The following is a 22,391-nucleotide window of genomic DNA, read 5'->3' on the forward strand; positions in this document are numbered from 1 at the left end:
CCTCCATATATGGAAAGAGGGCGGCTTATCAACATAAGCCGCCCTTTTCCTGTCATATCGGGTTATTTCTTCTTTCTGTTTCGGATATTAAGCCATATTGCCGCACCGACGATAAACACTACAAGCACAATGGCGATAATGGTTTTAGCGTCCATAAATCAGTCCTCCTTTTTCTTTTTCTTGAAGCCGACAAAGCCGAGAACGCCTGCACCGATAACGGAAGCAGCCGCAAGGCTTACCCACAAGCCCAGATTGAAGTCATCGCCTGTTTTTGGCGTATCCCTGAACTCGTTGTGCATTTCAACAATAGTAGTAGAGTCTGTTTTGACGGTTGCCTGTTTGTCGGCAGGAAGGATATATCCTGCGGAAGCCGAGTCGCTGACTTCGGACACGGTGTATTCACCGATACGCAAGCCCTCAATAAAGATTTCTCCATTCTTGTCTGTCTTAAAGGTCTGGTCGTAGCCGTCAGCACTTGTCACACAGAAAGAGAAGCCCTCAACTTTACCGTCAGAGGAAGTCTTTACGATTTTGAGAGAGCCTTTCTGTGCGTCATTGATAAAGCCAACGCCTGCTTTGTTTTCTACGGTATAGGTCTTGCCGTTTTCCTCGATGGAAACGCCGTACACGCCATCATCAAGCACAAAGCCGTCTGGAGCTGTTTTTTCACGGACGAAATACTTGCCGTAGCGCAGCTCGGTCATTTGATAAACGCCGCCCTCAAGCTCAGTCATTTCGCCGCACAGCTTATCGTCTTTATCAAATTCGCCGTTGCCGTTTGTATCGGCATACACCTCAAAGACCGCACCTGTGAGCTTATTGTCGGGATAATCTGCGTCAACCTTAGTCAGTTCAATATTCCCCTTGATAAAGTAGTTCACAAGCTCGATTTCCACGACCTCATCAACTTTGCCGACAGTTATGGCGATTTCTTCCTCGGAGAGTACAAAACCTGTGGGACTTTCAATTTCACGGATTACCCAAGTGCCATACGGCACTTTTTCAAAAGAAAAACTACCATTATCGGCTGATGTGGTAGTCTGGATAGCATTTTCTTTTGTAAACTCCTCTGTACCTGTCTTAAAGATACCGATAACCGCACCGCCCAGAGCGTTTCCGTCCTCATCGGATTTCAGACCGCTTACCGAGCCGTAAATGATTTCATTCTCAATAGCTTCGCCGTCATTGGCAGAAAGATGAACAATCGCCGTGTCCTGACCTGCGTACTCAAAGTGGACAGGGTATTTCTGCTCATTCAGCACATAGGCGGAATTGGTTGACAGCTCTTTTACATAGTAGCTGCCGAACGGAAGGTCGCTATTGACCGTGCCTTTGCCATTTTCGTCCAGAGAAATAATCTCAATCAAACCATCGGCGGGGATAACCGTACCGTCTGCGGCGGTAAGGTCTGTTTCTGCATACAATCCAAAGGTTACATCAAAGATTTCACCGTTATTGCCAACACCGTAGGCTTCGTCTGTTTCAAGGCTCTTTACAAGGTCAATTTCCACACGCTGCCTTTCATTGTAAAAGCTCGTTTCGGTTTCGGTAACAGCAATATTTTGACCTGCATACACAAGCTCGACAGCGTGAATTTCGTCATTCAGCACCATTCCGTAAGGAGCTGTGATTTCCTTGACCTCATATTTGCCCAGATACAGCTCTTTGGATTTTGCAGTTCCGTCCGTGCCTGTGGTAATAGTGTCAACAACCTCTCCCTTAGAAGCTCTCAGCGTTCCGTCCAGAGTATAAATATCCTCGGCGGCGGTAATCTCATAAACCGCACCTTCAAGCCCCTGTACTGTAAATACGGGCTGATACATTCCGTTATTCTCAGAAACGGAAGTGAACACTTCGCCAGATTTGGAAACGGTAATTGTGCCTTTCTGTGCCATATTGGAGCGAACTACCTCAATGACCGTAATGCCGCTTTCTTCGGCAGAGCCGTCCTGCGTTACATCAAAATAGACAGGCTCGGAGTTTAAGACATAGCCATACGGAGCCTGTACCTCCACGATGGAATATCCCTTTCCGTATTCCAAAGTCTGCGGCGTAATGAGTTCGCCGTCTGCCGTGGTATAAAAGGTGTCAATGGTCGTCACTTCGGGATAAGTGAAAGTCATCGTCACAAGCTCGCCGTTGGGGTCATAAATCTGGAAGCCTGCGCCTGCATACGGAATGGTATTGCCTGTTTCCGCATCTTTCTTTACGATTTTGATATAGCTTTCAAAATTAGCGTTATTGATGAGATAGCGGTAGGTCTGACCGTCCTGATTGATGAACACATCAAAAGGCTTCATCAATTCCAGTCCCTCCAGACCAGAAGCGGTCTGCTCTACGGTATAAATACCGTACACCAAGTCTTTTGTCTGAGCGAAGCCGTTTTCGTCACAGATGAGTATATCCCGTTCGGTTTCCTTTGCAGCGTCATAACTGCCTGCGGATTTCAAATGGACTTCAAAGGTAGCTCCCGTTTCAGGCGTTTCAATCTGGGTTTCTCCGTCATCGGTATGCTTGATGATGGCGATATTGCCCTTGATAATCTGCTCGGTCACATCGTTTGCGGTGCTGTTGCGCTCTACGGTATAAAGCTCTGGCTCTGCGCCGATATGATGAATTGTAGTATCGAGCAGATAGCCCTCGGACGGGCTGATTTCTCGGATAGTCCAGTCATCATCGCAGATATAATAGTCGGTGGTGAACTGCCCGTTCTCGTCCGTGGTGTAGGTGTCAATCAGTTCCTCGCCCTTATAGATGCCGTAAACCGCACCTGCAAGAGAAGCGTCGCCCTGCGCCGTGCCTGTTTCCGCATCGGATTTCGTCACGGTTACATTGAACTTTTTAAGAATGTTCGTAAAGCTGCGGCTTGTGACCTTTTCCCATTCAATCGGAGCTGTCTGACTTTCGGGAACGACATAGCGGACAGCCGTATCCACTTCCTCAACGGTGTAAGGCGTTTCGCCGCTGATTAGGACATTTTCAAATCTTGCCACACCGTTTTCATCGGTAACGGCATACTCATCAACAGGCAAGCCGCTAAGAGATGTGCCGTAAAGGTGGAACTTCACACCCTCCACAAGATTGTCCTCAGAGTTTTTGATAATCTCCAGACTGCCACGCTTCAAGGTGTTGTTAAAGGTTACGGTAGCAGTATGACCGCTTACAATCGTTACCCTTTGAACACTCTGTGGCTCGTATCGGTCAATGGACTGCTCTGTGACGGTGTAAACCCCCGGCATTAGCTGAACATCTACCGTACCGTCTGCGCCTGTGGTAACGGTTTTGTTGACGCCGTTTCCAGAAATGTTGAAGCTGATGCCAGATACAACGCCGTCCTCAGAAGTCTTTTTAATCTGTCCTGTGCCGTAGGTTTCTGTGTTGATTTTGAGATAGAAATATACGGGGTCGGAAGCTCCAGAAACCATTGTCTGCTTGCCGACACAGCCCCAGATGAGCATTTCGTCACAATCGAGATTGACATCTTTCTGCGCCGATACCGTTACAGGCGAGGTAATCATCTTATCGCTTGTAAAAGTATATTGGTTGCCGCTTCTTGTTACGGAAATACCGCTTGCGGAGAACTGAATATCAGACAATGTGTTGTTGGTGTCCTCCAGCGTCAGGCTGTATTTCTGTGTGTCGGGATTGTATTTCAGCGTGTAGGTGTCCGCACTGTTCTGGCTTCTCGCAGCAAAGCTCGGAATGGTATAATGCTTTGCCATCTGCGACAAAATCCAGTTGTAGCATTTCTCGGCGGGTCTGCCTTGCAGGGAATAGTAGTAGGTGTCCGCATCAATCCCGTTTGCGCTGTGCAGGTCGGTTGGGCTTGTGCGGAGCTGCTGCTGGTATTCCCAGATAATCGTCTGGGTCGCAAAAGCGTAATCATCTGCGTTTGTGCCTGCAACGGGAGAGAACTTACCCTCACGCCAGCCGTACATCAAAGCCATCATAATACCGAACTGAGCGTCAGTCGGCAGGTTTTGAAAATACGAGCTGTTCTTGCCGCTTTCAGACACATAGGAATTACCCGTGTTGAAATCAACGCCAGACTCTACGCAGTAAACCTGATGCGTCCCGCTGTTATCTGTCATCAGATATTCCCGTTTCGCATTGCCTCCGTTCGCCGTTCTTACAGAAATATCGCCGTTGCTGTCATAAACAATGAACGAATACGGGGCTTTGCTGCGGTAATACTCGCCGTCCGAGCCGACATAGTAATCGCCAAAGGAAGATGTGCAGCTTTTACCTTCCTCGCTCGTCCACGCAAAGGCGGACATCGGCAAAGCTGTTACCATCATCAGCAAGCAGAGAGCCGCCGACAGGATACGCCTGCCTTTCTTTGTAAACTTCGTTTTCATAGGCTGTTAAACCGTCCTTTCTTGATTTTGGGCATAAAAAATCCCTCTGTCTTTGAACAGAGGGAAAAGCCTGATAGCTGCTCACGCAAAGAGGAAATAAATCGAGTAGCTGCCGTTTCCTCTTGCTTCGCAATAAATATTAAAAGCTGTGATTTCATCAATTCCGTATGCGCCGAGATTTTCGACAGTATGGAATGTGATATAGCGTTCAAGGCTCTGCTTTAATGCTTCACCCTGATTGTTCTGTGATGCCGTTACAGGTTTCCACCAAGTAGAATTACTCGGAGTGAGCGAGCTGTCTAAGGCAAGCCCCATCCCAAGACCAATGCCGATGCAATCCGCTTTAACCGCTTCAATGTCAAATTCATAATCATAGGCGGTCTTAGGCTTTGCATCTTCTGGGACTGTCTGCGGCGGTATTACCACGGGCGGCTCTGTTTCCTCTGATTTCTCGGAAGGAGCAGAGCTGCTTTCTGTTACCGCAGGCTTGGTTTCATACACATTGTTTTCCTCTTGTAGCACAGGCTCGGTCTGCTTTGGAGTTTCGCTTTCAACAGGCTCACACGCCGTAGCTTCTGCATCACTTTCAAGCGCAGTATTCGTTTTCGCACTTTTGCTTTCTGTACTTTCCGAGAAAGAACTGCTTTCCGTGCTTTCTGTTTCGGCGGCGGCTTCTGTTTCAGTCACAAGCTCGTAATTATCACTTTCTTCGGGAACTGTTGAAACATCGGCACAGCCGCTTAATGTCAATATCAGCACAAATAGCATTGCAATCATTTTTTTTCGCATAGCATAGACCTCCTTTGCGGCTTCATTATACGAAAAACCTCAGAAGCTCTCAAAGGTAGAAAATCTTTCAAACAAAGAGTTTTGCATATATTCTTTTTTCGGATAGTCTTGGTAGTAGCAAAGGGGGTGAGGTGTGGAGAGGGGGAAAGCCGAAAAAGCGGCTATCCACGCAAACGGACAGACCTCGCCCTCGGTGTGCGGCTATCGTTCCTGAGCTTTGTTTCGCTGCAAGTGTCGGTTGTAAAACTCCAACGCTTTTACAACAAAATCCGCTTCCTGTCCTTTGGGAACAGATTTAGGAATGAGTTTGGTTATCCTCTCGTCACGGAAAGCAGGCTTTTCCCTTTGATTGGGTTTTTCTTCCTCCATAATGCTCTGGATAACCTCGCCTGTCAGCTTACCCTCCTGCATAAACTTCTTCATTTTGATAGCCTGTGCAAGCGACGGGGTAGCGTCGTTGTAGCTCATAGCTTCAAGCAAGGTGTATTGCTGTTCTTCGGTCAGATAAGAGATTTCAACGGCAGGACGAAAAGCAATCTGCCTTTCATCTACCATTTGCAGGATTTCGGGAACAAGCTCGGTCAGACGGATAAAACGGCGGATTTGGTCTTGACTTTCTCCGACAAGTTCTCCTAATTTTTCACGAGAAGTCTTTTTTTCGGACTTCTGTGCCATTGGCACAGAAGTTAAATCAGTCCTTTGTCCTTGCCTGTTCATCGCTTCAAGCCGCATTTTATAGGCAAAGGCTTTCTCGCTCGGCAAAATCGTTGACCTCTGCAAATTGCTTTCTACCATTACAATAATGGCTTCATCACGGGTCAGCTCTTTAACCTCGCATTTCAGCGTTTCAAGCCCCGCAAGCTCGCAAGCCTTTTTTCTTCTGTGACCGCTTACAAGCTCGTACCGTCCGTCCTCTTTGAGCCGAACGGTAGCAGGAGTCATTATGCCGTTTCGCTTAATGCTCTCGACAAGCTGCTGCATATCCTCGTCCATTAAAACCTTGAACGGGTGGTCTGGAAACTCGTCAATCTGCGATACGGGAATATCCCTGATTTTACTCAGCTTTGCTTCCGCACGGCTCTCATCTGTCTGAAACAGGTCATCGTAAGCGGTCAGCTCGATTTTGGGAGCGTTGTTTCTCGCCAAGCTCTGCCACCTCCTTTCCGAACTGCTCATAAGCTGCGGCAATCTTACCGCTTTTGTCATAGGCAAAAATACTCTTGCCCTCTGCGGTAGCTTCCACCGCACGGATAGAATGGGGTATCTCCGTATCAAAGACCTTGATTTTCTGCCCATAAGCATTTTTGACCGTTGCCGTGATTTCCTTAGAAATGTTGGTACGGGGCATTACCATTGTCATTAAGATACCGTCTATCCGCAGCTTGGGATTGATTTGCCGCTTGACCATTGACACAGAGCGAAGCAACAGCTCCAGACCTTTCGCTGAAAGATAGTGCGGCTGTGTGGGGATAATCACGCTGTCAGCCGCCGCCAGAGCATTTATCGTTATCATACCGAGTGAGGGCATACAGTCGATAAGCACATAATCGTAATTCTTCTTAACCTCATTCACATAGGTTTTCAGAACACGCTCACGGCTCATAGCATTGATAAGCCTTACCTCAAAGCCTGATAACTCAATGTTGGACGGAAGCAGGTCAACGCCCTCGCCGTGGTGTATGATACCTTGCGAAGCATCAAAGGATTTATCGTCTACGATGTTCTGCATTACGGTGGAGAGCGTTATGGGTATATCGTCAGGTCTGTTATAGCCGAGTGCCATTGTGAGATTTGCCTGCGCATCAGCATCAATGAGCAGGACTTTCTTTCCCTGCTGTACCAGACCTACGCCCAGATTGACCGCCGTGGTCGTTTTACCAACGCCGCCTTTCTGATTGGTCAGGGCAATCACTTTGCAATTTGACATTTGTGCGTCCTCCTTTCGCATAAATTTAGCCGCTTTGTCAAGGCGGCTATGTAAAAAAGAGTGAGAGAACGCAAAAAAGCCGCTTACTCTTAGGGAAATAAGAATAAGCGGCTATGTGCGATATGTCTTAGATATGTTCAATTTTCATTTTCTTGACAGGCGCATTGACAACCTTGAAAATCAGCTCGTCAACGCAGTCCGTGTATCTGCCTTCCTGTATCAGCCTGTTTTTCAGCTCTACAAGGCTATGTATTACCAACTGTCGCTCGTGGCTATCCAGATATGCGTGATAGGTTTTATCTCTCATAGACTTGTCCTCCTTACACTTTCATTATATTTATAATCTCATCTAAATTCCAATGTGCAAATGCTTGTCCGTTTATGCCACATCAGGAACAGCAACACATATATTGATAGTGCGTTTTTCGCCACGCTGAATGACCGCAGGGTGTTCCGCAAAGTCAAACTGATTGTTTATACCATACCTTATAACCTTATCTGTGGTACGGAAGGTATGTAATCGAAAGCCGTAAAAATGCGGATTTTCAGCGTTTTTAAGGATATGGAACATTTCCGTTGCTTCTGTAGGTCAAAACTCCTTTCAAATAGCACACTTCATATTATTTAATCTAAACATCTATTTTTGAACAAGTACATCATTTATACTAACGCCACTTTTAGCAAATATTTTTGTCAAATTAGTTTGGAAATAATTTGCATTATGGTTGCTTAATTTCACAATAATCAGTTTACTTTTTGCTCGTGTAACAGCAACATAATGATTGCATAAACTTGATACATCAGATAGGCGATAGTCTTCAGCAAATATTATGACTTGCTCAAATTCTAATCCTTTTGAAGAATGGAATGTAATTGCAATATGCCGATATTTTTCAGCCTCGAAAGCAACATGAAATTTCTCATCAGTTATAGTTTGATATAATTTCTTTAGATGGTCAGTTCGTGTTTCATATCCTAAATATACAGCTAAATCATCAACTGCCAAATAAAAAGCATTCTCATCAATAATAGCCTGCTCAATTTTACTTAACATTCGCTTAATGTTGGATACTATTTTACGGGTTTCATTTCCTTCAACAGGTATTTCAGAAATAACATCGTAAGCTGAATATTTTTCTAAAATAATATACTTAGCAATGGCAGAGTATAACCAGGCTGTATCCGTAGTGATTTCCGCAACAGGCGTCTGAGGTATATAAATATACTCGACTCCACTGGTAGATAACTCACTCGCACCTATTCTTGCATTATCATTACTAAATCGGAGCAATGCGGATTTCTTATTAGGGTCAATATATTTCAAAACTTCAGTTGCCCAATTAGTTGTCGTAGGTGATAGCCAAATTATATTACTCAAATCATCAGTCTGAGAGTACAAATCCTGCGTCTCATCATATAACAAATTTGAATAGTTTTGTATTTGCTTACAGGAGCGATAATTATCGCCCATAAATATTTTGTTAAAATTTTCTTTGTTCCATATGCTTACAAAAGCATCTGGATATGCTCCACGCCAGATATAGATAGATTGCTTTTCATCACCTATTACAAATGTTTCAATTTTCAATGTATCACATAGATACATAAACAATTTATGCATAGATTTATCACAATCTTGATATTCATCAATATAAATTTTAAAGAATTTTGCTTGAAGATATAATCTGCAAGCAGTAGAATTTTCCACTATTTCTTGAGCTAACTCGAATATAAAATTTTTCTTATTGTCTGTGTAGGAACAAAGCACTCCTTCATTTTTAATTTTATCAATAGCATCTTGAAAAGTTTCGACTTTTGCTTCCCGTGAATAATCTGTACTCATATCTATATCATAATCAGAGCCATACACATCCTTCATAAAGGGTTTTATGATTTCTTCTATCACGAAGCTATTATTTGTTCCTATAAAGTGTTGAGTAATATCTACAGACAATCTATCTTTAATCTCTTGTGCTGCTTTAATGGTAAAAGTAATAGCTGCAACAACCTTGTGAGTATGATTATCATTGATTTCCTTAGCAATTTTATTGACCATTGTGTGCGTTTTACCTGTCCCTGCACTTGCTCGAACAATTAAATTACCAGGGGTATTGATAATTTTTTCTTGAACGGGAGATAATGTCATTCAGCAACCTCCTTCAAACACGCAAAGTTATAATGGTTATATATTGTTCTGCAATCTGCGTCAGTAAGTTTTTCAATTAATTCTACCATATGGTAATGTTTTGAATCCTGCAAATAATCAACAGGTGAGGCTTCTCCTAATAAAGTCGATAGCCTATCATGCATTACTTCATCTAAATCGTTTTCTAAATCCACTTTGGATAAGAAAATACTATATTCACTGCGTATTTTATCAAGAGTTTTTATATTTGCGTTATATAATGCCCGTTTTGCCGATACAGACTTTTCTTGGATTTGCTCTGTAGGTAGCAATTCCTTTCCAATATAATTATTACAGCGTGAAAAACCTAATACACTGTATGTACCTTTGCCCTTTACAGCTCTCAAATCATTGTCAGTTTTAATAACATTAAATATTTCAAGTTTATTTAATATAGAAAAATACATACTAAATCCCACACCATCAACAGGCAAGATATAAATCCCATCCACTTCATAAAACGGGTGTACTACTGACAGAACTTTACTGAACAGCATATGCTCAGATGGACCTTCTACCAAGAGAACTTTGTTGGCGAAAATCGCTTCAGATAAACAGCGATTAAGCAGTTTTCTTGCTTTTTCATAATTCTCTGGAACTTTGTAGAAAGTGCTAATGCCATTGATTTTTCTGTCACTGTATATCCGAACTAAATTCACATCATCCATTTCATAAAGGATAAATGGAGAATGCGTTGTAACAAACAGATATGTGTATTTATTGTTTGTAAAAAGAATTTGTGACAACGCAATCTGCATAGATTTGTGCAAATGATTTTCTGGCTCTTCAATTAAAAAGAGTGTTATTTTTTTCTCCGCGTTTTCATCTGCCAAAATATCAAAAATCGAGTAGGCTAACAGCTTTTTCCGACCTTCCCCAGCGGTTGGATATAAGTTTTCATCATCGTCTTGCTTGATATACGGGATAATATTTGAATATAGACCTTTAACAGCAATCTCAGATTTGATTGATACCGAGATTCCTTCATCACGGAACTTTTGATATTCTGGCGTAAGTTTTTCTTCAAATTCCTTAATCCCCGATAAGGAAGATATATGGGTATTTAACTCATCAACAGCTTTTTGAATATTCGTCAAAACTACCTTATCATCATCATTTTCATTTTTTATTAGTTGACTTACATTCTTTTTGAATAACGAATACAAATCCACATATGAATCGATATAAATTACATTGAATACATAGTCAATTTCGTAAAGATACCCTCGTTGCTTCATTTCCTGAAGATTGTCTAAATCTCCGCCCCAATATAGTATTGGCAACGCAAGCAACTCGCTTTTATTGTATTCGGCAAGTAATTTTATATAGACATTATTATGTTTGCTTTGTAAAGCCCCTTTGAGTTGAGCACGAAGTTTTTGACAGTCGCTATTAGCAGTGTCGCTTATGTCTAAGGTCACAATAATCTCAATTGGCTTTTCAATCTGCTTGTTATGAAAGTCAGAGTCTGCAAAATTTAGCCTCCGTATATCTTTATCAAACACATAACGCAGTGCATATAAAAAATTTGTTTTTCCAACATCGTTTAGCCCAAAGAAAATATTCTTGTTTGATAAATTCAACTCAATATCTTCAAAGTTTCTAAAATTCTTTATTGTAATAGATTCAAACTTCATAATGACCTCCATCCACTAATTGTAGTCCACTGTTTTTGCCATTCATCCTCATTCACAATCGCATCAAACACAGGCTCAAGGAAAGTCTGAATTGCCTGAATGACTACCGAAAATGCAAGCGTATCGTCTTTTATTGTTTTCAAAAAGTTTTTCCACCGCTTTTGCATATCCTCGTCTTCGGCAAGTGAAACAAGCCGCTTAAAGCTATCTTTATCGTAGGGAGTGCCACGACGCTTCAATGTTTTAAAGATAGCAGATTGCAGTTTTGCTCCCTCAAAATCGAATGTCCTCGAAAGATAATAAATGTCATAAAAATCTTTCATTCTGCTTGTCAGTTCAAACCGTTGCAGTATGGCATCAAACTTTTCGGCTATGGTGCTTTCAAGGGAATAGGTTTTGATGATAGGAGCCTCAAAGTCTGGAAGTTGCGTATTGATTTTTCGGTGTTCTGGCGTTGGTACAACAACATCGCCTACGCCTATGTCAATATTAAATGGTACACGAACATTTTTGATTTGTGCGATAATCTGTGTGCTGATACCGTGGTACTTCCTCTGCGGGGAAATTTCCTCAAAGCACTGTGCCGTCATCGTGATGTAGTCATTGCCTGTAGGTGTATCTATAATTTTGCAAATTAAATCCTTAACTGTATCTAATGAGTTTTCATACCCAACCAGTAGAAAGTCAACATCAATCGTCGCTCGGCTTTCAAAGTTTGTCAAAGTATAGATGAACAAACCGCCTTTCAATATCAGAAAATCATCATAGCCAGACTTGGACAGCTTGCGCAGAAATTCTTCCTGTACAAAAAGCTGTAGGCACTGCTGATAGGTGATACCAGAAGCCTTTGCCTTATTTTTCAGCTTTGCCAGAACAGAAGCTGCTATATCCGCCATTACAACCACACTCCTATCAAATCGTTTACTTTCTTTTGCACTCTCAATGCTTTTGCATATTCCATAAGGTTAGGGATATTTTTTTGAGGGTCTTTTACATAGTTCTGAATTGCCTTATTGAAAATTTCCTTATCTATTTTACTCATATTTCGTAGGACATCGCAAACAGTACGGTCACGGTCATATATACGAACTTTTGTAAACTCGATAATACCGTCCGTCTCGCCAAGAGAGAGCAACGCTGGCTCTACTCGGTATGCCTTGACAAAAGGATAATCAATATTCGTTCGCTGTCGGGAAGTATTTTTATCAACAGTAATATTCCATTCCGCAGGGTTTCTGTCGCTGTACTTATAATAAAACAGAGCCGTTTCCATACAAAATACTGCATCGGGAAAAAGGCTGTTGATTATAGCAACCTCACTTGTACCGTAATCTTCAATCCAATGATAATAACCTCGCTTGACCTTTTCAATCAAACCTTCGTCCAACATTCGCTGAATATCTCTATAGTACAGCTTTTCCTTATTCAGTTGGGCTGTTGTCATCGTAAAATTATAATTCAAGAAGATTTTACCGAGAAATGTTTTATCTTGTTCACTAAGCATAGGCGCACCTCTACATTAAATCAATTGTATTTTTTCCTTCGGTGGTGTGTTTTAATACATTATACCCGATTTTAAGTGTTGAATCAAGTGCGGTAAAACATATCGAAATATTTTTTCGGTTGTGTGGTTTAGTGTAAAAATCAGACCCGCTTGTCCATAAAAAAGGCAAACGGGTCTGGTATTAATTTAGACAGCAATTTGAAATTTTGTAGAAGCAATGGCATACAGATTTATTGTTCGTTTTGTCCTGCCAACCTCGATAGAATAAGGCTTTTCAGCACTTTCCGCATTATCAGTTTCATCGTATTTTTTGATTTTCTCAAAGGTCGAAAAGCTATGTACCTTAAAACCAAAAACCTCACGCTTGTCCTCATATTTAATAGATTGGAACATTTCCGTTGCTTCTGTAGGGACAGAGGAACTGGGACACCTGGAGATGATCGGCACCATTGTCCATCAGCTCACCCGAAATCTCACCCAGGAGCAGCTGCGAGAAGGCGGCTTTGCCCCCTACTTCATCGACCACACTGCCAGCGTCTATCCTACGGCCGCCTCCGGTTCCCCCTGGAATGCCGCCGGGATTGGGGTGAAGGGCGATATCATCGCAGACCTCACCGAGGACCTGGCCGCGGAGCAGAAGGCCCGTGTGACCTATGACAACATCCTGCGTATGTCGGATGACCCCGACGTCAACGATGTCATCCGTTTTCTGCGGGAGCGGGAAATCGTCCACTTCCAGCGCTTTGGCGAGGCCATTTACCGGGCCAAGGAGCGGATGGACCAGAAAAATGTCTATCTCACCAACCCCGCCTTCGATCAAAAGAGATCATAAGCGTAAACTTGGGCCCGTTGCCGCATCTGGCAACGGGCCCAATGATGTTTTTTTGTTTACTTTTCGGGGACGATCTCAATCCAGTACCCATCGGGGTCGGTGATAAAGTAGATGCCCATGTCGGGGTTCTCGTAGCAGATGCATCCCATCTCCTGGTGCCGGGCGTGGAGCCCCTCGTAGTCATCGGTGACAAAGGCCAGGTGGAACTCGCACTCGCCCAGGTTGTAGGCCTCCGTGCGGTCCCGCAGCCAAGTCAGCTCCAGCTGAAACGGAGTCTTGCCGTCTCCCAGATATACCAGTTTAAAAGAACCATCTTCCGGGACGTATTCCCGCACGACCTCCAAGTCCAGGGCGTTTTTGTAGAAGGTCAGGCTCTTGTCCAGGTCCAAAACGTTAAAGTTAAAATGCTGAAAATGAATCATAAGGGGTCACTCCTCCAGGTAAAATAGACAAGCCATATTATACCGTCTCCTGTGTCGCCTTGCAATATGGTTGACGGGAGAGGTGATACCCCTTACAATGAAATGGATGATCCGAAGCTCCAGGAGGAATTGCAATGAATTTGACGTTTTTGGCCCAGACTCCTCTCTTTCGAGGGATAGCCCCTCAGGATATCACCGCCATGCTGGGGTGTCTCCACGGCAGGGAGCAGTCCTTTTCCAAGGGACAGCTGATCTATGGAGCTGGAGAATGTGTCACCGCCATGGGGATGGTGTTAGAGGGCAGCGTCTGCATTCAGCGGGATGACTTCTGGGGCAATACCAGCGTGTTGGACTCGGTGCAGCCGGGGCAAATGTTTGCAGAGACCTACTCCTGCATCCCGGATGAGCCGCTGATGGTCAGTGTGGTGGCGGAAAAGTCGTGTACCGTTCTCTTCCTGGAGACGCCCCACATGCTCCAGGTGTGCAGCAATGGGTGTGGATTCCACCAGAGACTGGTGCAGAACCTACTGTCCATATCAGCCCAGAAGAATTTGGCTCTCTCTCGGAAAATTGCCTTTACCACCGCCAAGACCATCCGGGGTCGACTGCTGACCTATCTCTCTGCCCAGGCAGCAGAGCACAAGAGCCCTTCTTTCGCAATTCCCTTCAATCGTCAGCAGCTGGCAGACTATCTCAATGTGGAGCGTAGTGCCCTGTCCAACGAGTTGAGCAAAATGCAGCGGGATGGCCTGTTGACCGTGGAGGGCAGACAGTTTGTGCTGAAGGTACAGGAGGAAAACCTCCTATAAGACTGGAAATGAAAAACCCATTGCCAGGTGGAATCTTTTCGTATACAATAGAGGGCTGTCAATTGATGCACAAATGAAGGAGGACGCACCATGCGTGACTTTTTGCCAATTTCCAAAGCGGATATGGAGCGGCGAGGCTGGGAACAGTGTGACTTTGTCTACGTCATTGGGGATGCCTATGTGGACCATCCCTCCTTTGGCCATGCCATCATCAGCCGTGTGCTGGAAGCGGCAGGATATAAGGTGGGATTCATCTCCCAGCCTGATTGGAAGAACCCACAGTCCATCACAGCCCTGGGTCGGCCCCGTCTGGGCTTTTTGGTCACTGGCGGCAATATGGACTCCATGGTCAACCACTACAGCGTGTCCAAAAAGCACCGCAAGATGGATGCCTTTACACCCGGTGGGGTGATTGGGAAGCGGCCGGACTATGCCACGGTGGTGTACTGCAATCTCATCCGCCGGGTGTACAAGGATATCCCCATCCTCATCGGCGGCATTGAGGCCAGCTTGCGCCGCATGGCCCACTACGACTACTGGTCGGACAAGCTGAAACGCTCCATTCTGCTGGACAGCCAGGCGGACCTGCTCATGTACGGCATGGGCGAGCGGTCTGTGGTGGAGGTGGCGGACGCTCTGGACGGCGGCCTGAAACCCCAGGACATCACCTTTGTCAATGGTACGGTGTACCGTGCCACTCAGGTGGACCTGATGGTACCCTATGTGACTCTCCCCTCCTATCAGGAGCTGTGTGAGGACAAGCGCAAGTATGCCCAGAGCTTCTATACCCAATATTGCAACACGGACCCCTTTTCAGGAAAAACACTGGTGGAGCCCTATGGCCCCCGGGAATATGTCATCCAGAACCCCGCTCAGAAGCCGCTGAGTCAGGCGGAGATGGACCGGGTGTACGGTCTGCCCTATATGCGTACCTATCACCCTTCCTATGAGGCCGCTGGTGGTGTGCCCGCCATTGAGGAGGTACGGTTCAGCCTGGTATCCTGCCGTGGCTGCTTTGGTGGGTGTAGCTTCTGTGCCCTCACCTTCCACCAGGGGCGTATCATCCAGACCCGGAGCCATGAGTCCATTCTGGCAGAGGCCCAACAGATGGTGTGGGAGCCGGACTTCAAGGGATACATTCACGACGTGGGCGGCCCAACCGCCAACTTCCGTCAGCCTGCGTGTAAAAAGCAGCTGACCAAGGGTGTGTGCCCCACCCAGCAGTGCCTCTTCCCTAAGCCCTGTAAAAACATGATTGCGGACCACAGCGACTATCTGGCTCTGCTTCGCAAACTCCGAGCCATCCCCGGGGTAAAAAAGGTGTTCATCCGTTCCGGTATTCGCTTTGACTATCTGTTGGCCGATCAGAATGACACGTTCTTTAAAGAACTGGTGAAGTATCATGTGTCCGGCCAGTTGAAGGTGGCTCCCGAGCACATCGCCGACCCGGTGCTGGAGAAGATGGGCAAGCCGCCCCGGGCTGTCTACGACAAGTTCCTGGCCAAGTACAAGCGGCTCAACGAGCAGTGTGGTCTGAAACAGTACGTGGTGCCCTATCTCATGTCCTCCCACCCAGGCTCTACGCTGAAAGAGGCAGTGGCTCTGGCGGAGTATCTGCGGGACTTGGGCTATATGCCCGAGCAGGTTCAGGACTTCTACCCCACCCCCTCTACCCTGTCCACCGCTATGTACTACACGGGACTGGACCCCCGCACCATGAAGCCGGTGTATGTGCCCACTAATCCCCATGAAAAGGCCATGCAACGGGCGCTCATCCAGTACCGCAACCCCAAAAACTATATGCTGGTCCACGAGGCCCTGGTGAAGGCAGGACGGGAAGATCTGATCGGTTACGACAAGCACTGCCTCATCCGTCCCAAGGGTGGTCAGTGGTCCGGGAAGAAACCTGGAGCCTCCAGCCAGCGCCCCAACGCATCCAAGGGCGGAAAGCCAAAGGCCAAGGGGGACACTTCCCGCACCACTGCGCCGAAAGAGCACAAGAAGAAAAAGGCCGGATGGGCAGTGGCCAAGCCCAGCAATTCCCGCAAAAAGCGGACCGGAAGAAAATAATCAGGTGAAACCATGAGTATTTCTCAATATTTCCCCATTTGGGACCAACTGACCCCAGCCCAGCAGGAACTGCTCGCTGCCTCTGCCTCCAAAGCCCAGGCCACCAAGGGGACCGTGCTCCACAACGGTTCGGCGGACTGCCTGGGGCTGCTGTTGGTGTGCAGCGGACAGCTGCGGGCGTACATTCTCTCGGACGAGGGGCGGGAGATCACCTTGTACCGCCTCTTTGAGCGGGATATGTGCCTGTTTTCTGCCTCGTGTATGCTGCAAAGCATCCAGTTTGACATTCAGATTGAGGTGGAGAAGGATGCGGAATTCTGGATTATCCCACCGGACGTGTACAAATCCCTCATGGAGCAGTCCTCTGCCGTGGCCAACTACACCAATGAGGTGATGAGTGCTCGGTTCTCTGAGGTCATGTGGCTGATGGAACAGGTGATGTGGAAGAGCTTTGACAAGCGTTTGGCCGACTTTCTCCTCCAGGAGAGTGTGCTGGACGGCACGGACCAGCTGGTCCTCACCCACGAGAAAATTGCAAACCACATGGGGACAGCTCGGGAAGTGGTCACACGAATGCTTCGGTACTTCCAGTCCGAGGGTCTGGTCTCCCTCTCCCGAGGCGTGGTGAAGATCGAGAATGAAGCTGCATTGCGACAATTAAGTGAGCGATAAAAAAGCTGCTGCGATTTCCTCGCAGCAGCTTTCCTCTACTTATTTTTCTTTGTATTTTGCCTGGCAGATCAGCTGGGTCATGGTGCCCATGGGGCAGTAGACACACCAAGAGCGGGGCTTGAAGAGCACCATGGTCACAAGACCCAGCAGCGTGGAGGTGAGCATGACGCTGTAGAATCCAAAGGCAAACTGAGCCACACCGGGAGAGAACAGAGTGCCGTGGTAGGCCCAGTGCCAAGGCAGCCGGAAGGTCCATAGCAAGGTCACCACCTGGGAGAGATCCTGGGCACCTGCAAACACCAGATACGTATTCCACAGCATGAGAAAGAACATGGCAAAGAAGAACACCAGAAAGCCGTAACGGAATCCCCGACTCTTCATCCACTTGGGCATGTCTTTCCGCCGGGATAGACCAAACCGGCCTCCCAGCAGGCCCAGAAGCTGACCTCGCCCACAGTAGCGGTTGCAGTAGCTCTTCTGCCCGGTGGCAACGGCCAAAATCAGAGGAATGAAAAAGCACAGCAGGCCCAGCCAGGCAAAAAGAATGTTGAAAAAACCTAGGACTAGGTAGAGGGCTGTGGCAATCCACAGATAGTCGTACCAGCGCTTTCCATTCATGCTCCCACCTCCTGAATGGTGATGATAGAGGCCGGGCACTCTTTGGCGCACTTCCCGCACCCCACGCAGCGGGCCGGGTCTACCTTGGCATACAATCCATGAAATACCTCAACAGCTGACAAGGGACAAACTTTGACACAACAGCCGCAGGCCACACACAGGGCTTGGTCCACCACGGCGTTTCGTTTGACAACACGCATCTGTCTTCCTCCCACGATTTGATACGTGTATCATACTATGTTGAGTGCTTTCGTTCTGTGACCAGATCACATAGCGGTAGAAAAGACCCGCTTTGCAATGTCTACGGAGTCTTTGGCGTCTTTGGCATAGAAATCAGCGCCGATTTGAGCGGCATATTCCGGGGTAAGCACGGCTCCACCCACCATCACCTTGCAGGTCAATCCGGCCTGACGGAGTTGGGCGATGGTCTCTTCCATGTTCTTGACGGTGGTGGTCATTAGGGCGGACAGTCCCACCAGCGGGGCTTGGTGGCGCTGGGCGGCCTCCACTACCTTCTGGGGGTCTACATCCCGGCCCAGGTCCACCACGGTGTAACCGTAGTTCTCCAGCAGTACCTTGACGATGTTTTTGCCGATGTCGTGGATATCCCCCTTCACCGTGGCGATCACGATGGTGCCCCGGTCCACTTGCTCCTGGTTTCCCGTGGTCATGTGCTGGCGGATGACGTCAAAGGCGGCTTGAGCGGCTCCGGCAGACTGGATGAGCTGAGGCAGAAACACCCGGTTTTGTTCGAAGTCGGCCCCTACCTTGTCCAGAGCGGGAATGAGCATCTCATTGACAATGTCCATGGGCTCCCGCTGCTCCAACAGACTGTGGGTGGCAGCGGCGGCTTCTGCTTTTAGCCCAGCCACTACGGCTTCTTCCAGCGTTCGAGTGCCGGAGGTACTGGTGGGAGAAGCGGAAGTCCCGGCTGTGGTGGTGATGGAGGTGGATACGGTGGCGTTGCCGTAGGCGGCGATGAAATCGGCGGCGTTCTCATCCACTGTGGTCAGCAGATGGTAACAGCGCACGGCTGCCATCATGGCGTCCACGTTGGGGTTGAGGATGGGCAAGTCCAGACCCGCCGCCATGGCCATGGTGAGAAAGTTCTGGTTGACCAGTCCCCGGGCGGGGAGGCCGAATGAGATGTTGGACACCCCCAGCACCGTTTTCAGGCCCAACTCCTCCTTCACCTGCCGGAGGGCCTGGAGGGTCTGCACGGCCCCGGTGGGCTCGGCGGACACTGTGAGGGTGAGACAGTCAATATATACGTCCTGCTTGGGAATGCCGTAGGACATGGCTCGGTCCAGAATGTGGCGGGCGATGTCCACCCGTTTCTGGGCGGTCTGGGGAATTCCCTCTTCGTCCAGGGTGAGGCCCACCACAGCGGCGCCGTATTGTTTCACCAGGGGGAGAATTGTGTCGCTGGTAGCATCTTCCCCGTTCACTGAGTTGACGATGGCCTTGCCGCAGTACACCCGCAGGGCCCGCTCCAGCACGGCGGGGTCGGTGGAGTCCAGCTGCAAGGGGGCATCTGTCACCCCTTGAATGGCCTTCACCGCTGCCACCATCATCTCAGCCTCATCAATATCGGGCAAACCCACGTTGACATCCAGAATGTCTGCCCCTGCATCCACCTGAGCCAGGGCCTGACCCAGCATATAGTCCACATCTCCCCGGCGCAGGGCTTCCTTCATCAGCTTTTTGCCCGTGGGATTGATGCGCTCACCGATGACGCGCACTCGGTCAATGGGCACCACTTTGGTGGCGCTGCACACCGCCGGAGGCACGTGGCGGGGCACCTGGCGCACCTGGGTTTGGCTGAGCGCCTCCCGCAGCAGCCGGATATACTCCGGTGTGGTGCCGCAGCAGCCGCCAAATACCTGTACCCCCATCTGGGCCAGGGAGGCCAGACTCTGGGCAAACTCCTCCGGAGTGATGTCGTAGCCAGAGCCATCCGGGTGGGGCAGGCCTGCATTGGGCTTGAGCACGATGGGAAGATTGGTCCAGGTGATCAGTTCTTCCACCAGGGGAGGCATCTCCCGGGGGCCCAGGGAACAGTTGATACCGATGGCATTTGCCCCCATTCCCTCCAGGGTCAGAGCGGCGCAGGTGGGGCTGCAACCCAAGAAGGTGCGCCCGGTGGACTCATAGGTCATGGTCACCATGACGGGCAAGGAACTATTCTCTTTCACGGCCAGCAGAGCGGCTCGGGCCTCCTGTAGATCAGTCATGGTCTCGATGACGGCTAGGTCAGCCCCAGCGGCCACACCGGCCCGTACCACTTGGGCGAAAATATCCACCGCCTCTTCGAATTCCAGAGTGCCAGTGGGCTGGAGCAGCTGGCCAATGGGGCCGATATCCAACGCCACCAGTCCCCTGCCCTGGGCGGCTTGCTTGGCCAGAGAGACGGCGGCTTGTACGACTTCTTCCACAGTGACCCCGCAATGGGTCAGTTTTTCTCGGTTGGCCCCAAAGGTGTTGGCGTAGACAATCTGACTGCCTGCGTCCAGATAGGCTGTGTGAATGTCCAGCAACCACTGGGGGTGTTCCAGGGAAACCAACTCAGGGGTTGCGCCTGTGGGCAGCCCTTTGGCCTGGAGCATGGTGCCCATGGCGCCGTCCAGCAAGATGGGTTGACCGGAGGTGAGTAACTTATTTAGATCCACAGTGACCGCCTGCCTTTCGATATTGACAATGCTCCCCGGCAGGACAGCTCAGACAGCTTCGCTTGGCGTCTGTCACAGGTGTGTGAGACACACCGATGAGAGCAGTGACCGATTTTCGGGGGGTTAAAATGTGGGTGGCGCTGGCGCACAGTCCGATTTTTCGGGGGGCGTCCAGCAGGGCCAGCAGCGGGCCCTGGAGAGACAGAGGCAAATCCCCGTACCCGGGGCTATACCGGAAGGGGAAATAGCATCCTGGATACTCTCCGTGAAGGAACGTCTCGATTTCATCGCAGACCTGTTCCACCGCAGCAGTGGCGCAGCAATCCAAAGCTAGGGCCTGGAGCATGTCCCGGCTCTCCGCCTGCCGGATGAGACTGTCCACCTGTGGGGACAGGGTGGCGCAGAACACTGCCACCTGATGGCAGCCGCTGAGGTGAGTGCGGAGGTCCTGCCCAGGTAGAAGAAGCCCGGTGGACAGGCGCACCCCCTCCTCCTCCAGAGAGATGGAGAAGGTGCGATAGGTCCACCGGGGACGAGCCGTTTTTACAAGTGCCTGGGCGCAGGTCGTTACCGTCTCCACCAGCGCTTGGTCCGCCTGGTGGGCGGGACAGCCCATATACCGCAGAACCTCAGAGATGTCCAGGGACGAAAGCTGTACTTCCATCATACGCTGCGGATGGCGGTGATGCTGTCACTGATCTGACGGGCCACCTGAGGATTGTTCATGGTGTACAGGTGAATCCCGTCCACACCGGCGGCGATCAGGTCAGAGATCTGGTCAATGGCATAGGCGATACCTGCCTCCCGCATGGCCTGGGGGTGATCACCGTAGCGGGCCAGAATACGGGTCAGCTTCCGAGGCAGAGAGGCGCCGCACATGGACACCATACGCTGAATGGAGGCCTTGCTCAGCACAGGCATGATACCCGCCTCAATGGGCACTTCAATCCCCGCCAGACGGCACCGTTCCCAGAAACGGAGAAAATCGTCGTTGTCAAAAAACAATTGGCTAACCAGGTGAGTCACACCGGCATCCACCTTTTGCTTGAGATAGCGGATGTCAGAGACCACGTCGGGGCTCTCCGGGTGTCCCTCTGGATAGCATGCCCCGGAAATACCAAAATCCCCGTGCTGCCGAATCCAGGACACCAGGTCATCGGCGTGGAGAAAGTCCGTGTGAGAGACTGCGTTGGGGTTGTGGTCTCCTCGCAGCGCCAGAATATTCTCCACGCCTCCAGCCTTGAGGGTGTTCATCACCTCTAGAGCACTCTCCTTGGTGCAGCCCACACAGGTCAAATGGGCCATAGCGGTAATGTGGTACTCATTTTCAATCATGCAGGCAATCTCTTGGGTGGAGTGGTTGACGTTACCGCCACCCCCTGCGCCGTAGGTCACACTGATGAAATCAGGGCGAATGTCCTTCAATCCATCTAACGTGCGATAGATGCTGTCAATGGGGGAATCCCGCTTGGGCGGGAAGATCTCACAGGAGAATACAGGGCGGCCTTGGCCGAACAATTCTGCAATTTTCATGGGGTACCTCACTCGTTTGCTTTTTTTCGCTAAATAGCTGTATCTTTTGTGAGTATACAGGAAAATAAGGCAAAATGCAAGATGTCTTGGGAAGCGAAGGGAAAATGTTAACAAAGTATGAAATATTGATTTCCTCACAAAAATTCGACCATTTATGAAAAAGGATATCTGAAACGAGAAAACAGGAAAAATTGTCGTGGTATGGAAGGAGTTTCTAGATAAATGTGGTACAAATCAAATCAGAACGGTTAAATCGAATTAGAAAAAACCGGAAAATGCAAGACGGGAAAAATGATCTTGCAAGAAAAGAGTGGTTGACAAGTCGCCGTCAAGTTTGATACTCTACGTGTAGTATGTTAAATTTCA

Annotated in this window: 19 protein-coding genes and 1 pseudogene; 4 read left to right on the forward strand and 16 right to left on the reverse strand. The window is 48.4% G+C overall.

What is annotated here, in order from left to right; all coding sequences use genetic code 11:
* Positions 1-158: 158 nt before the first annotated feature.
* From B5F12_RS02940 to B5F12_RS11940, 10 genes are all read right to left on the reverse strand, one after another.
* The gene (locus tag B5F12_RS02940) at positions 159-4,358 is read right to left on the reverse strand and encodes a SpaA isopeptide-forming pilin-related protein (RefSeq protein ID WP_087230029.1); all 4,200 of its coding nucleotides are present in this window, start codon (positions 4,356-4,358) and stop codon (positions 159-161) included.
* Between the two features lie 81 nt (positions 4,359-4,439).
* On the reverse strand, positions 4,440-5,147 hold the full coding sequence (locus B5F12_RS02945) for a hypothetical protein (protein WP_087230032.1): 708 nt from the start codon (positions 5,145-5,147) through the stop codon (positions 4,440-4,442).
* A gap of 201 nt (positions 5,148-5,348) precedes the next feature.
* Positions 5,349-6,293: a ParB/RepB/Spo0J family partition protein gene (locus tag B5F12_RS02950; RefSeq protein WP_087230035.1), complete on the reverse strand. Its 945-nt coding sequence runs from the start codon at positions 6,291-6,293 to the stop codon at positions 5,349-5,351.
* Complete coding sequence (locus tag B5F12_RS02955) at positions 6,247-7,074, reverse strand: AAA family ATPase (protein ID WP_087230038.1); 828 nt, start codon at positions 7,072-7,074, stop codon at positions 6,247-6,249. The genes B5F12_RS02950 and B5F12_RS02955 overlap by 47 nt, the downstream gene beginning before the upstream one ends.
* A gap of 127 nt (positions 7,075-7,201) precedes the next feature.
* Entirely contained in the window at positions 7,202-7,381 is a 180-nt protein-coding gene (locus tag B5F12_RS02960) for a hypothetical protein (RefSeq protein WP_087230041.1), read from the reverse strand.
* Positions 7,382-7,711: 330 nt separating this feature from the next.
* On the reverse strand, positions 7,712-9,220 hold the full coding sequence (locus B5F12_RS02965) for an ATP-dependent helicase (RefSeq protein ID WP_087230044.1): 1,509 nt from the start codon (positions 9,218-9,220) through the stop codon (positions 7,712-7,714).
* Positions 9,217-10,896, reverse strand: coding sequence for an AAA family ATPase (locus tag B5F12_RS02970; RefSeq protein ID WP_087230047.1), 1,680 nt, complete (start codon positions 10,894-10,896; stop codon positions 9,217-9,219). Before B5F12_RS02970 ends, B5F12_RS02965 begins: the two co-directional genes overlap by 4 nt.
* Positions 10,893-11,792 (reverse strand): nucleotidyl transferase AbiEii/AbiGii toxin family protein, encoded by a 900-nt coding sequence (locus B5F12_RS02975; protein ID WP_087230050.1) that lies wholly within the window; start codon positions 11,790-11,792, stop codon positions 10,893-10,895. Before B5F12_RS02975 ends, B5F12_RS02970 begins: the two co-directional genes overlap by 4 nt.
* The gene (locus B5F12_RS02980; protein WP_087230053.1) at positions 11,792-12,400 is read right to left on the reverse strand and encodes a type IV toxin-antitoxin system AbiEi family antitoxin domain-containing protein; all 609 of its coding nucleotides are present in this window, start codon (positions 12,398-12,400) and stop codon (positions 11,792-11,794) included. Before B5F12_RS02980 ends, B5F12_RS02975 begins: the two co-directional genes overlap by 1 nt.
* A gap of 186 nt (positions 12,401-12,586) precedes the next feature.
* Entirely contained in the window at positions 12,587-12,793 is a 207-nt protein-coding gene (locus B5F12_RS11940) for a hypothetical protein (protein WP_162607924.1), read from the reverse strand.
* Positions 12,794-12,806: 13 nt separating this feature from the next.
* Here B5F12_RS11940 and B5F12_RS02985 point away from each other — a divergent pair.
* A pseudogene (locus tag B5F12_RS02985) lies at positions 12,807-13,232 on the forward strand (manganese catalase family protein); the annotation flags it as partial.
* Positions 13,233-13,288: 56 nt separating this feature from the next.
* Here the strand turns inward: B5F12_RS02985 and B5F12_RS02990 are convergent.
* Complete coding sequence (locus B5F12_RS02990) at positions 13,289-13,654, reverse strand: VOC family protein (RefSeq protein ID WP_087230059.1); 366 nt, start codon at positions 13,652-13,654, stop codon at positions 13,289-13,291.
* Positions 13,655-13,788: 134 nt separating this feature from the next.
* On the opposite strand from B5F12_RS02990, the gene B5F12_RS02995 reads away from it, so the two are divergent.
* The 3 genes from B5F12_RS02995 (at position 13,789) to B5F12_RS03005 (ending at position 17,205) form a co-directional block, all read left to right on the forward strand.
* Positions 13,789-14,463 carry a Crp/Fnr family transcriptional regulator gene (locus tag B5F12_RS02995; protein ID WP_087230062.1) on the forward strand — a complete coding sequence of 225 codons (675 nt, stop codon included), beginning with the start codon at positions 13,789-13,791 and terminating at the stop codon, positions 14,461-14,463.
* Positions 14,464-14,553: 90 nt separating this feature from the next.
* Positions 14,554-16,533, forward strand: coding sequence for a YgiQ family radical SAM protein (locus B5F12_RS03000; RefSeq protein ID WP_087230066.1), 1,980 nt, complete (start codon positions 14,554-14,556; stop codon positions 16,531-16,533).
* A gap of 12 nt (positions 16,534-16,545) precedes the next feature.
* The gene (locus B5F12_RS03005) at positions 16,546-17,205 is read left to right on the forward strand and encodes a Crp/Fnr family transcriptional regulator (protein WP_087230069.1); all 660 of its coding nucleotides are present in this window, start codon (positions 16,546-16,548) and stop codon (positions 17,203-17,205) included.
* Between the two features lie 39 nt (positions 17,206-17,244).
* Here the strand turns inward: B5F12_RS03005 and B5F12_RS03010 are convergent, their stop codons facing one another.
* The 5 genes from B5F12_RS03010 to metF form a co-directional block, all read right to left on the reverse strand.
* Positions 17,245-17,823, reverse strand: coding sequence for a hypothetical protein (locus B5F12_RS03010; protein WP_087230071.1), 579 nt, complete (start codon positions 17,821-17,823; stop codon positions 17,245-17,247).
* On the reverse strand, positions 17,820-18,023 hold the full coding sequence (locus B5F12_RS03015) for a 4Fe-4S binding protein (protein ID WP_087230074.1): 204 nt from the start codon (positions 18,021-18,023) through the stop codon (positions 17,820-17,822). Before B5F12_RS03015 ends, B5F12_RS03010 begins: the two co-directional genes overlap by 4 nt.
* 66 nt (positions 18,024-18,089) lie before the next feature.
* A complete protein-coding gene (locus B5F12_RS03020) occupies positions 18,090-20,492 on the reverse strand; it encodes a homocysteine S-methyltransferase family protein (RefSeq protein WP_275532694.1) in 2,403 nt (800 codons plus the stop codon).
* Positions 20,479-21,159: a methionine synthase gene (locus B5F12_RS03025; RefSeq protein ID WP_143482312.1), complete on the reverse strand. Its 681-nt coding sequence runs from the start codon at positions 21,157-21,159 to the stop codon at positions 20,479-20,481. Before B5F12_RS03025 ends, B5F12_RS03020 begins: the two co-directional genes overlap by 14 nt.
* On the reverse strand, positions 21,156-22,025 hold the full coding sequence (metF, locus tag B5F12_RS03030; protein ID WP_087230080.1) for a methylenetetrahydrofolate reductase [NAD(P)H]: 870 nt from the start codon (positions 22,023-22,025) through the stop codon (positions 21,156-21,158). The genes B5F12_RS03025 and metF overlap by 4 nt, the downstream gene beginning before the upstream one ends.
* Positions 22,026-22,391 lie beyond the last annotated feature (366 nt).

This window comes from Pseudoflavonifractor sp. An176, assembly GCF_002160435.1.
GTDB classification, from domain to species: domain Bacteria; phylum Bacillota; class Clostridia; order Oscillospirales; family Oscillospiraceae; genus Enterenecus; species Enterenecus faecium.